Annotated in this window: 5 protein-coding genes and 2 pseudogenes; 4 read left to right on the top strand and 3 right to left on the bottom strand. The window is 48.2% G+C overall.

Features of this window, described 5'->3' with window-relative positions; genetic code table 11:
* The first annotated feature begins 736 nt into the window (after positions 1-736).
* On the top strand, positions 737-1,819 hold the full coding sequence (locus F3J37_RS26335) for an ImmA/IrrE family metallo-endopeptidase (protein WP_166936577.1): 1,083 nt from the start codon (positions 737-739) through the stop codon (positions 1,817-1,819).
* A 2-nt stretch (positions 1,820-1,821) separates the two neighbouring features.
* On the opposite strand, the gene F3J37_RS26330 is transcribed toward F3J37_RS26335, so the two are convergent.
* From F3J37_RS26330 to F3J37_RS26320, 3 genes and pseudogenes are all read right to left on the bottom strand, one after another.
* Positions 1,822-2,760: an alpha-glutamyl/putrescinyl thymine pyrophosphorylase clade 3 protein gene (locus tag F3J37_RS26330; protein ID WP_166936576.1), complete on the bottom strand. Its 939-nt coding sequence runs from the start codon at positions 2,758-2,760 to the stop codon at positions 1,822-1,824.
* Between the two features lie 8 nt (positions 2,761-2,768).
* Entirely contained in the window at positions 2,769-3,710 is a 942-nt protein-coding gene (locus tag F3J37_RS26325; protein WP_166936575.1) for a thymidylate synthase, read from the bottom strand.
* Between the two features lie 639 nt (positions 3,711-4,349).
* A pseudogene (locus F3J37_RS26320) lies at positions 4,350-4,478 on the bottom strand (DUF2000 domain-containing protein); the annotation flags it as partial.
* Positions 4,479-4,618: 140 nt separating this feature from the next.
* On the opposite strand from F3J37_RS26320, the pseudogene F3J37_RS26315 reads away from it, so the two are divergent.
* The 3 genes and pseudogenes from F3J37_RS26315 to F3J37_RS26305 all read left to right on the top strand — a co-directional run bounded on the left by F3J37_RS26315 (position 4,619) and on the right by F3J37_RS26305 (position 13,213).
* A pseudogene (locus F3J37_RS26315) lies at positions 4,619-5,117 on the top strand (Lrp/AsnC family transcriptional regulator).
* 36 nt (positions 5,118-5,153) lie between these two features.
* Positions 5,154-6,938, top strand: coding sequence for a GmrSD restriction endonuclease domain-containing protein (locus tag F3J37_RS26310; protein ID WP_166936574.1), 1,785 nt, complete (start codon positions 5,154-5,156; stop codon positions 6,936-6,938).
* Positions 6,939-7,207: 269 nt separating this feature from the next.
* Positions 7,208-13,213: an autotransporter outer membrane beta-barrel domain-containing protein gene (locus F3J37_RS26305; RefSeq protein WP_166936573.1), complete on the top strand. Its 6,006-nt coding sequence runs from the start codon at positions 7,208-7,210 to the stop codon at positions 13,211-13,213.
* Positions 13,214-13,253 lie beyond the last annotated feature (40 nt).

The raw sequence follows: 13,253 nt of genomic DNA, 5'->3' as shown, positions 1-13,253 counted from the left end.
AGAATGGATGGAAGACTATAATAACTGGCATCCCCATAAAGGGCTGAAAATGCAGTCACCAAGGGAATACAGAAGTTCGCTACTAGCTATAAATTAACCGTGTCCGTTTTAGCGGGGGCAACTCCACGTTCCAAATGGATGATAAAGAATAAAATGCCGAATGGAGATTAATATTGGCCGCAACAAAGTGAGTTCGCATTTCTTGGGTAGGACCAGAGAGCTACAGCGGAAAAATTAGGAGATTTTAGTTATAAGCTTCGTTCACTGTTCCTAGATGACAGTTTCTATTAAGCGGTGAGCGTAATTATTGAAATTTCATTGACATCTTCATGTACCTGCCCGTTAAATCGTGGATTTTTTATACATTACAATATAATATTCTCTGATAAATCGCTCAGCGTTGGTAACCCATTGCAGATTTTTTGTGACAGTTCCGAACTCAGAGATTCAGTTGAGTTTAAAGAAGCAGGGATAAATTTGTTCGGTGATGCCGTAGCTGCAAAACTGCGAGTGCGGTGTGCTGATATCTGGTCTTCAGCATCGATAGCTGAGCTTCCGGGGTTCCTTAAAACAGAGTTTTTATGCGAAAATGGATGCGATTACGTTACAATTAACCTTAGCGAAGGGGTTAAGATGTACTTTGTAAATGGTCATCTCAAACCACCCCGTCAGGCAGACAATTCACTTGATTGGGGTCGGGTAACTCGGTTGAAATTGGTTCATATAGGCGAAGATTATGGTTTCTGATAACGGATTTAACACGGATTGGGTGTCAGCCCCCGGAGATACCATAATAGACCTCATGGACGAATTTGGTTTCAACGAAGAAGAGCTCAGTAAAAGAGTTGGCCTTTCCATGATTAAAAGTCGTGAGTTGATTTCTGGTGAGCTTATTCTCACTGAGAAGATTGCCAACAAACTTGAATCTCTCTTCAATGTCAGCACGACTTTCTGGCTCAGTCGTGAAAATAAATATCGCCAACATAAAGATGCCATCATTCGTCAAAATAATGAATGGGTTCAGTCTCTGCCTACATCAGATATGAGTAAACTTGGTTGGATCCCGAAAGGCCTGAGTGGTAATAAAAAAGTAGAGTATTGCCTGATTTTTTTCGGCGTTTCATCTGTACCTGAATGGTTTAATTATTATAAAAGTAAACAGACTGCTATAGCTTTCAGAAAATCTGAAGCTTTCAGAACGGAAGAAATGGCCGTAATAACATGGCTCAAGAAAGCTGAATATGTTTCGCGAAAACAGAGAACTTATGCATGGGATAAGGAAATACTTAAAGGCAGCCTAGAAGCGTTAAGAAAACATTCTCTTGAAGCTGATCCCAAAGTATTTCTTCCTGCGATACGCAGCATACTCGCTGACGCTGGTGTAGCGCTTGTGATCCTGCCAACGCCAACAGGTTGTCCAGCGAGCGGCGCTACCTGTTTTTTTGAGTCTGGCAAAGCGACACTAATAATGAGTTTTCGGTATCTCAGAGACGATCATTTCTGGTTTACGTTGTTTCATGAGATTGGCCATCTGGTTCTGCACAACTGTGAACAGCATCGCATAGAAGGAATGAGTGGCCTTTCTGAAAAAGAAGAACAGGAAGCAAACGAGTTTTCTAGCAACGTCCTGATTCCCCCAGCATACCGTGCAGAGTTTGATACGCTGAGTGGGCGGAATTGGAAAAATATTATTAAATTTGCTCGGAAAATTGGTGTATCAAAAGGGATAGTGCTGGGGCAGTTACAGCACGCCCAAAAAATCCCCTTTGATCATTTTGCCAAATTCAAAGTCAAATATAACCGTGAAGATCTTTCCTGAAATCATCCGCCAAAGTAAACGTGGCGAGAGGGTGATTTCTGCCAGTTGCAAAGAGCATCCTCAAGAATTTGCATTTCAAGCAGTCCCATGTCCATGAAGGCGCTGAGCCTCGCCAGAAGATCGTCTAATACCTTATAATTGGCCGCATTTCTCGCTTCACCGTAAAATAAAAGGTTTGCGCCATCCAGAGGTCCTGTTGCCCCGTTCAGATACAGTGTTCCCGGCTTGGCATCAATAATGCAGAACTTGATGAGCATTGTAAGAAAGTCGAACCTTCCTGCCCGCCCAAATGACAAAACAGCCCTCATGCTCCGGTAAAGAATATCAAAGTACTCTTCCTGACTACTAGATGCGGCTTTGGCTTCAGCAAATCGCGCTTCGTGACTACCTACGTTTCCTACCCACGCTACGTATGAGCTGATAATGCGTGGAAGGGGTCGCTTGCTGTCCGGTTTGAGGGATTCGTACTTTCTATGGTTCCCAAACCTTCTTTTCTGACCGTCTGCCAGCATCTGGCGATAGCAGCCCTCATACCAGGCGTGAAAGGTGTCCACTTCCGCAACCACTTTCTCCCAAGTCCATACATCGCCACCGAGTCCACCATAAATGTCGGCGCATAATTGCCAACCATATTTCAGATGTTTGCCAAAGTGGGTGGACAGGAAAATAAGCCAGCACGCCTCATCTACATTCCCTTCATAAACATGCAACCACGCAGCTCGTAGCGGATCAAAAATGTCGCTGTGGGGATTTCCCCGAAGCGGGGATATCTTATTTCTACCAATGGCTTCGACGTACTCAATACGACGCTTGCTGTCGAGTATCTGTGCGGCGAGCGTTGTGATTTTGTCGGGGGTATCTAATCCCCTGAGCGGGATTTCGTGTGTACTGAACGATTCGAGCTGCTCTGAAATTTCATTAATTAGATCCTGTCGTTTCATTTTCTCCCTCACAACCATTCAAGATAAATTTTGTATGACTGATTTTGCAATTTCCCGGCAATGGACCGGGCAGCGGGCAAGTCCTTGTCTTTTTTGCATCTGAATATCGCCAGCATACGAAGGACATCTTTCCAGTATTCACTAAGGCTTAGCGTATCAATGTCTGGAATGTCGCCCTCTCGGATACGTTTCTCTGCATCAACAATAATGCATAAGTAGTGATTTATATCCTCTGTGGGCATTGCCATCATAACTGGTGCAGATGGCGCGTAACCCTCTTTAAGCGCAGCTTCGACGAGGGGAATATCCTCGGTATAGATGTGCAGACTTGCCGCATAATGGCGATAAACGCCCAAATTTAAACCAAGGGTTTTTGCAATCATTTCCTGAAGCATCGTGAATGCAAATATGTCGTGAACCAGTCCTGCTCGCGCATCGTTAGAGCGCATGAATGTGAACATATCGAGGGAATCATTCCTAATCGCAAACTGGAGCCCGACAGTACAGGGGACATCAACGAAGGGATGGGCTATATCGTTTGCGTCAAACAGCTGTATGGCTGCTCGCCTAGATGTGTTGCGTTTTTTCAAAAGCCGGATGACATTCTCAATCTGGTTAATTCCATTCTTGGTTCCAAAGAGACGAGGTCCGTAAGCGCCATTAATTGTGCCATCACTTTCTGCAGAATCCTGGTATTTTGAGATGTAATAGCGAATAGATTCAACCTCGTCACTGCCCGATAGGTACCACATCAACTCACCAAGACAGGTGAATATTTTACCTCTGGATTCTGTTCTGCTAATCCTGCAAATCGGATTGCTCAAAATGATGTGTGTACCCAGAATCTCTTTTGTCGGTCCCCGTGTTGTTTCAACAGGAACACCATTTGACAGGATATTTTCAAACACAGCCCGCATAACATCATCAATCGTTTTTTTCTCAATTTCCACATTTGTCATCCAGGTGAGAGCCGTGGGTAGGGTGCCAGATACCATTTAGCAAATAAGAATAATCCCAATTGTTCGTTATACATTCAGATTGTGCAATTTGTCTACAGGTTTAAGCTTTGGTGCTAGGGCCTGCATAACGAGTCAGATCTATTACTTACTCAATCAACTGCATTGAACCATGAATAGCCGAAATAACTGGCATCCTATAGGTCAAAAGAGGAGTGAAAGCTATCCTGAAAGGAATGTCCGCTCTTGGCACACAGATGCCATTCGTATCTCTCTCTCCGAAGCGACTTTAAGCTCCACGGTAGATAGTTTCGTCAGTCTGATTACATTAAGGCGCAAAGTGGCTGGCTTCGCCGAACCGTTATGCGCATTGTTTTGGGCCTGACTACTTGAGCCTTATGGCAAATCAGAGACATGCTCAGGAAGTTAAAATTGCACTATTCAATTTTTATTAATGCCAGATTCCAGGAATCAGAGCCTATTATCACCGCACCGGAATGAAGGTTGCTACATCGTGTATGGCAATTTCCGACTATTTGCTCTGAAGATCTTTAGGGGCTGCCGTCATCGCATTGCGAAATTGAGCAATGCGATGACGGCAGCACGCGGGTAACGCGATTGCCGGAGACGCGTTCCAACTAAATTACCCATCAACTTTCCAAAACTGATGCCGATAACACTTGCAGCGTTCATTACTAATCCGGCGGGCTGCTGTTGATCGATCACGATAGTGCAGCGATGCGTGTTTGCGTCGGATTTCATTGGCTTCTCATTTAAGCGGTTAATGTGCAAGCAGTATGCGGCAGGGCGTGAGAAGCGTGCTTGCGCAATGCATTGCAAAAAGAGTGATTTAGGGACTAACCATTTGATAACTGCAGTTAAACGGAAAGGATCTTCCTCTGATGAGCTTAAGCAAGACAGATATTAAAATCCTCCAGCAGTTGCAGCAGGCTGCGCGTTTAACTAATCAATACCTTGCCGATGAAATTGGCCTCTCAGCATCGCCGACCTGGCGCAAAGTCCGCAAGCTGGCAGAGGACGATGTGTTCCAAGGTTATCGCGCCGTGATTAATCGAAAAAAGATTGGCCTTAATGTATTGGTATTTGTGCGCGTCATCATTGATAGCCACAGCGAAGCCGAATCCCGCAAATTCGAACAAGAAGTGATGGCGCTAGATAATGTGGTTTCCTGCTACAGCATCGGCGGCGATGCGGATTTCAATAGATATGGATGCGTATGCGGATTTCGCGATGTCGGTCATTCGTCGATTGCCGGGGATTAAATAGATGCAGAGTATGTTTGTGCTGAAGGAGATAAAGGGGATGGTGGCTTGGCCTTTAAAAAAGAGGTTAATACTCAAACGGATATATATTTATATTGGATTACTTAAAGAAAAATAGTACGAAATTTTATTTTTTGTAAAAGGAGTTGTGAAAATGATGAGTTCAAATATTACGCCTAAACTAGTTCAAACACTGTTTGAAATGTATCAAAAAGAAATTCTGACAGTCAATAGAAGATATCAGAGAAAATTAGTATGGTCACTTGCAGAAAAAGAAAAATTCATTGATTCTTTAGTCAATGGCTATCCGATACCATTGATAATAACTTCTAAACAAAACAACGATTCAACCAAAATAGAAATATTGGACGGATTGCAAAGGTTAAATGCAATTACTTCTTTTATTGAATGTGAGTACTCTTTAAATGGTCATTATTTTAATCTGGATTCAATCACACTGACAAAGCAATTGAAAGAAAATGGTGCGTTAAGTCAGAAAGAACCGGTTCTTTCAAGTGAAAATTGTTCAAGATTACTAAATTATGAAGTTCCATTCTCTACGAGCAGCAGCAATACTAATGAATTCATTGATGAGACGTTCAGAAGAATTAATACTGGAGGACGAACTCTTTCTAAGCAGGACGTTCGACAAGCAGGTTCACTAGGTTTAATTCCTGACACCATCAATAAAATAGCTAGTTATATACGTAAAGACTCGTCAAGAACAGACGTTGTAACTTTACGGGGGATGAAAAATATAAGCATATCGGATGATGATTTAAATTACGGGATAAATATAAAAGATATTTTTTGGGTTAAAAATAATATTATACTTAAAGAGGATGTAAAAAAATCTCGAGATGAAGAATTAATTGCTCACTTGCTCTCTTATGCTCTACTAAAAGATAAATCTCATACAACATCATACTATTTGGATCGTTTGTATGATCATAGCTCCGATGAAAGTCAACTTTTAAGTCAAGAGATATATAAATACTCGCAAGATTATATTATTAAGACTTTTAATCATGTTTTTGATGAAATGCAGACTATTTATAAAGATGATCGCGATAATTTTTCAGAATCTGTTTATGGGAATGGAAAGAAGATTAAATCCGCATTAAGTTTTCAAGTTGTTTTTCTGGCTATTTACGAATTAATAATCATTAAAGGAAAGAGGATTAATAACTATAAGAATTTACACACTTCGTTATGCGGTGCATATGATAAACATTATCAGAATATCTTATCTAAAGATAAAAAATGGTCAAACACAGACCGTCATTCTTTGATAAAGTCAACCATTGGAGTTATTGAAGATAACTTTAGTAATTCTAAAGACGGTACTTTTGAACCCGGTGGTTGGATAAAGAATCTTGAAAACATAATTAATGAATCAAAAACAGAATCAAATTACTATGATTATAAGGCTGGCTTGGTAACAACATCTCCTCTCAGTGATAGTATTAATCTGCAACTAGTTGATAAGATAATTAAAACCCTATCAGCTATGACAAATACCTACACTGGCGAGTGCATGGTGATTGTTGGTGTTGCAGAAAATATTGAAGGTGCAAAAAACCACCAAGCGGCTTTTGGGAAAAGTTATATAAAATATTCAGATGTGTACATAACTGGCATTGATTCTGAAGCTATGTACATATCTGACTCTGTTGACTCTTACATCAAGAAAATAAAGGATTTGCTGAAAAATAGCACTAAAGCCACAAAAGCATTTTTAGAAAGTATCGTACAAAACAGCGTTAACTTCACCTATAAAGATAAGGAAATATTAATTTTAATTGCTAAGCGAGGGCAGTCGCCAACTCCATTTGATGGAAAGTATTATGTCAGGAACTTCTCTCATAATGCAGAAGTGCCAATTGGAAGTGATGAATTTAACGACTTGTTTATTAAGTTTGCGAGTAATAAACCGTAATATTAAATGCAAAGGCCACTTTACTTAAAGTGGCCATTTAAGAAATTAGTGCCAATTAATAATGAACGGCTCTCTAGCCAAATTCCTAAATCCCATCTCCCGCCTCACAATTCCTTAACTCAAACTAGACGTTTCCCGCGCAATACGTAGATACTCATTACACCAGATGCCAAACATTAAATTTCTGAAACAAATTATATCAGCGACTTAACTTCCAGCGCAGCGGAGCGCCGTTGCGTGCGTTGTCTTTCTCTGTTGAGGAATACGTTGTGTTCAAATTAAATCCGGTGTTACTAAGCCTTGTGGCGGCGCAAGGTTTGATGTTCCCTATTTCGCTGTCGTGGGCGGCGGAGTTAAAACCTTATACGCCTGAATTTAATGACAATAAAGTTGGAGCTTATTGCTTATGCAATGGCTCGACGCAAACGCTCAGCGGTTTACCGCAATTCGCGCCGGGAGAAAACGGGGCAACCACGGTGGCGTTTAGCGAATTGCAAAGTATTGGTCGAATAATCAATGACAACCTGATTGGCGAGCAGCGATTACAAATTGGCCAGCAGAATCTCACTATTCAAATACCGAATTTCGAAGATTGGACATATACAACGTACGACGTATATAACACCGCCGATTTAGTGGATTTACCGAGTGTCGGCCTCGATGCCGTAGTGCCAGATTATTATGATGTAAACGACAAACAATATATTAATGCGCGCATCGGTTCCGTCAGCAACGGCACGCTAAATATCGATATTGGTGAACATGGTGCGGCGGCTAATTCCTCTACTAATAGCTGGTCGATGGCGGCGAAACAAAGCCAACTATTTACAGCTACCAATAAAGGACATATCAACTGGAACGCGAATAATCGCATCACTTTTACCGCGGCTACGCCCCCTGGCGATGATCAGTTGGTGTACACTGCCGAAAGCGTGGTGGATTATGCCGGAGCCATCAGCGTTTCAACCCTGGATGGTGGTACTACCCGTTTCAACATCAAAAATATCAACGATCTGCGCAACTACAATAACTGGCTGATCGAGCAGGTCAGCGTGTCCAACCTCAGTACCGACCGCTATAACGCCGAATTCCACAATGCCTTCAGCCTGCGTGAAGGACAGTTGGTGTATCGCATGGGCGTTAACAACGTTGACGATGAAGTGACGCAACAGATTTATGATCAGGTGGTGTTGAGCGCCGATGGCCCGGATGCCAGCGTCAAAATCAATCGTGGCAAAACTCTGGAAGTGTTGGACAGCCACAGCGCAGTGATGCGTGCCAGCAATGGCGCGAAAGCGTTGATTAGTGGCAAGCTCGCCAGTACTGGCACAAGTTTAGAGTTAATAAATAACGCGCGTGGCCGTAACAACGGTGTGATCAATGCCGGGTTCCTCAACAACGCCAACGGCAAAGGCGTGGATAGCAGCACTATCGGCAGTGGGGAAAGCGGCGTGCTCGTCAGCGACGGCAGCCGCTTTAGCAATTATGGCGTAATCAACTTCCAACCCGGCGATGACCCCGGCCAGGCGATTTCGATCTACGATGCGCGCGCGACTAATCACGGCAACATTAATATCGGTGTCACTGAAACTGTAGGCAGTTGGGGCTCCGATGGCGTGAGTGTCACCGGCGATTTTACGAATGCCAAAAACGGCACGATTTACATCGGGCGCACGCCGCAAAATCGCAAAACAGATATATCCAGCGATGTGGCGGTAAATCTCAGTGGCGGCGTCACTGGCATCAGTGCGTTTTTCGGTTCCAGCGTGGTTAACAATGGCCGTATCGTGATCGGCTCGCTGGTGCAAAATGCCGTTGGCATGTTGGCTCAATACGGTTCAAGTGCCATCGCGCGCAATAACGGTGTCATCGATGTGAACGGCACGGTTGAAGGGCAACCGCGCGAGAACGTCGGCATGCTGGTGGTGGATGCCGGCAGCGGTGGCGACGTCGGCAATGGCAAAGCGGGCACCATCAACCTCAACGGCTACAACAGTACCGGCCTCAAAGTCATCGCCCACGAGGGCGAAAGCGCAAAAGCTTATTCTCACGGTGCCATCAATATCCTCAGCGATGCTGGCCAATATGGCACAACCGATCACAACACTGCCGTTTGGGTCATCGGCGAAGAGGGCGGCAATGCCGTCGCCAACGTCAGCGGCCCGATTCAGCTTGGCGGCAACGATGCGATCGGTATTCGCGCCGAAGGCAACGCCACGGTGAACGTCAGTGCCAACGCGATTCCGGTTGCCGGACCGCGCGTTATATTTGGCCTGGAGCGGCAAATCAGTTTTTACACCAAAGGCGAAAACGCCAAAATTAACCTGCCAAAAAATGGCAGCTTCTCGACATCGGTGGTCGACGGCACGATTTTCCGCGTCGAGGATGGCGCGGATTTTGACGGCCGCGGTTTAACGCTTTCCACGAACGAAAGGGGTACTACGGGCGTATATGGCGGCGGCGTGGGAACCCAGGTAAATACTAACGGCGCAACGTTTAATATTGGCAACGGGGGCAATGGGGGTATCGGAGGTGCCGGGTTGAAAATTGCGCATGGCGCGCAAGGGATGATTGATGCCGCGACACGCTTTAACCTTGATGGTTCTAGCGTGTTGGCGGCAGAAGTCGATGGCTTAGCCTACACGTTGCAAGGCGCGGCCATTGATTTCGAACACGGATTCAATACCGACACGCATCTCACCAACCATGCTGAGATAAACGGCAGCGGCAGATTCCAAACCGGCTTAATCGCCAGCAATCTGGCTCAGCTTACCAATACCGGCGACATCACTTTTACCGGCGAGGACAGCACCGGCATTTACGCGCAAGACGGTGGGAAGGTGACCAACAGCGGCACCATCAACATGACGCTGCGCGGGCAAGCATTGTATGCCTATGGTTTGCAGCGTCGCTTAGATAGCGCCCCGCTGACCGAAATTTCCAACAGCGGCACCATCAACATCTTCAACCGTGACAGTTTTGAGTTGAATACCACCATCGGCCTGGTCGCCAGCAATTATCTGGCGCGCATCTACCAAAACGGCGCCATCAATCTGTATGGCGAAGAAGCGATGGGCGCTAGCGCCTTTTTAGGCGGTCGTATCACATTTGGCCCAGACAGCCGCATCACCTTCAACGACCCGAATCAAACTGGCTATCGCGCCTCTGATGAGGGCACACAATTCATCAGCAACGGCAACAATGTGGATGTCAGCAGCGCCAATTCGACGCTGTATGACATCAGCAATGGCGCGTGGCTGTATACACAGAATCCCGGCAACGTGACGCTCAGCGGTGAAAATAGCCGGGGCATTGTGCTGAGTGGTGAAGGCACACAAGTGTCCAGCACCGACAATTATGTCGCGAGCGGCAAAGGTGCCAGCGTAATGAATGCCAGTAACCGCGCCGAGGGCGTGATCAGCAGCGGCATTACGCTCAGCGGCGAAAATACCACTGCCGCGATTGCCAGCGGCGATGAAACGGAAATCTACGCGGCCTCAACCATCAGCGGCAACGGCGCGAATGCGACGGCGTTTGACGTCAGCGGCGGCGCACGCTTGTTTAACCAGTATCAGGGCGTGGTGGATCTCAGCGGATCGAACAGCACCGGCGCGCGCGTGCATGACGGCGGCAACTTCATTAATCGCGGCAGCATGCACATTGCGTCAGGCATCGGCATCGATGTCAGCAGCGGTTACGGCCAATACGTGCCGGTCGATAGCGCATTACGCGTCGATAGTGGCATTGCGGCGATGCGCGTCGGCAGCGGCGCATGGATGAAAATCTACGGCGATGGCCAGGGCTACAGCGTGATGCAGGCGAATGGTAGCGCCGACGGCTTGTTGCTGGCTGTCGGCGCGGAGGGGTTCGAAGCCGACAACATCACTATCGGCGCGTACGGCAGCGGCAGCGCGATCAACAACCGCGCCGAAACACCAAATATCAATTTGGATAACGTGCGTTTAGAGGTAGCAAACGGTAACGGTATTCGCTCGGCGACCTCATTCAATTCCGCTGGCAGTGTGCAAATTAACGTTAGCGGTTCGGGCACCGGTTATCGCTTTGAAAACGCCAATGGCTCAACCACCAGCAACGATCTGGTGATCGGGCCGGATTATTCGATTGTGGTAACAGGAACCGGCAATGGCGTGATCGCCAACACCCGCGGCAACGTGATTTCTCAGGGCTTGATTGATATTCAGGCGGCGAACGGCGGCTCGGCGATTGTCACCCAAACCGCCAGCCGGGTGATTAACCAGGGCACCATCAGTTCGCAAAGTCGCGTTGCGCCGCTGATCGACCTGCGCGGCGGGCAAACGGTGTTTATCAATGAAGGCACCATCAACGCGCCGTTCCCTGATCAGGTTGTCGTGGCGGGCGGCGCGACCGATGACGTCATTGCACTGTTGGATGGTGTGGTGGTCGGCGATGTCAACACCGGCAACGGACGCGATGAACTGATTGTCACCGGCGGCTCCATCAAAGGCAGTTTGACGATGGGCAGCGGTGCGGGTAATCAGGCCTCGGTGCAGAAGGTGAGTCTGGCTGATACGCGCCACATCACCACGGAAAATGGCGCGGGCAGCACGCTTAATCTCAGCCAACTCAAGGCGCGCGGCGGTTCGTTCGCCAGCGATGATTTGAGCAAAGGCACCAACCTCGGCACGGGCTGGAGCACGCTGAACTTCCACAACACTCAATGGACGTTAACCGACAACATCAAACTGGCGCACAGCACGATTAACGTCGATAGCGGTTCAACGCTGTTCGCGGGTGACAACGTCAATCCGCTGTTGCAGGGCAGAACCCGTGATTCACTGGTGGTAAATAACGCGGGCACCCTGGATCTCACCAACGGCGGCAACACGGCGGCGAATACGCTGACGATTGACGGCGAACTGGCGTCGGCGGGCGGCAGCGTCAGGCTGAACGCCACAGCGGCCAGCAGCGATGTGGTGCTGGTGAATGGCGCGGCATCGGGCGTGACGCAGGTTGACGTAAAACTCGCGGGCGCGCCGCTGTTTGACAGCAACGGCGATGGCGTGATCGCTGCGAACGAAGGTGTGTCGCTGGCGCAGGTTTCCGGCAGCGCGAATGCCAACAGCTTTGTGCTGAAAAGCGGCTATGTCGCATCCGGGCCGTGGCAATACGGTTTATACAGCTTCACACCGGGCAGCAATGACGCAGCCCGCAGCGCGGTAGGCGGCAGCGCGTGGGATTATCGACTGGCGAACGCCTTCGTGTGCGACGACGGCAGCCTGTGCCAGCCGTCAGCAGGCAGCGCACAAAGCGGCGCACGTCTGGCGGTCACGCCCCAGGTGCCGTCCTACCTCTCTGCGCCGGTTGGCCTCGCTTATTATTCGCTGGCAATCACCGACGATCTGCATAAACGCCTCGGTGAACTGCGCAAGCAGCAGGCAAACCCGGATGCGGTTGGCGGCGAGATGTTCATCCGCTATATCGGCTCCAACCTGAAATACCAGACCAGTCAAAGCGTCAGTCATTACGGCTACGACTTCGATCTCAACTACAGCGCGGTGCAACTCGGCGGCAATGTGATTCGCGTGGACGGCGCGGACAGTAGCCTGCGTGGCGGCGTGGCCTACACGCGCGGCAACACGCGTATTCGCCCGCACGCAGCAGATGGCTACAGCTCGACCAGCTTCGACAGCGACACGCTTTCTCTGTACGGCACATGGCTGCGCGACAGCGGTTTTTACGTGGACGGCTCACTGAGCTGGGGCTGGCATCGCGGCGCGACTGACATTGCACGGCAGAAAGATGTCGCCAAACCAAAAGGCAACGGCTGGACGGCTTCGGTTGAAACCGGTTATCCGCTGGAACTGGGCGGCGGCGTGCGCATCGAACCGCAGGCGCAGATCACCTGGTTGCAAATGAAGATGGACAGCTTCACCGACCGCGATAACACCCGCGTTTCCTACGACGATTACAGCCAGACAATTGGCCGGGTTGGCGCGCGCGTGGATAAAACCTGGCAGGACGGCAGTGCGAATCAGTACACGCCGTATCTGCGCGTGAATTACACGCAGGGTTGGGGTGGCACCGCGAAGGCGAAGATCGGCGCGGCGGATGTTGGTGATGGTGAAACCTTCGACAGCGGCCAGTTCGGCAAAATATGGGATATCGGCGTGGGCGGCACCGCAACTGTGAACAAGGATGTGGCGCTCTACGCCGAAGCGGATTACCGCAAAGAGATCGACGGCAACGGCGCGAAAGGCTGGCGTTACAACGCGGGCGTGCGCTGGTCATTTTAATTGAACCGGTCGCGGTTATGGCGACCGAAAATATTTCACG

The organism is Candidatus Pantoea communis (genome assembly GCF_011752685.1).
Taxonomy (GTDB): Bacteria; Pseudomonadota; Gammaproteobacteria; order Enterobacterales; family Enterobacteriaceae; genus Pantoea; species Pantoea communis.
The sequence above is the reverse complement of the archived record's forward strand: the minus strand, read 5'-3'. Positions and strand labels throughout refer to the sequence as shown.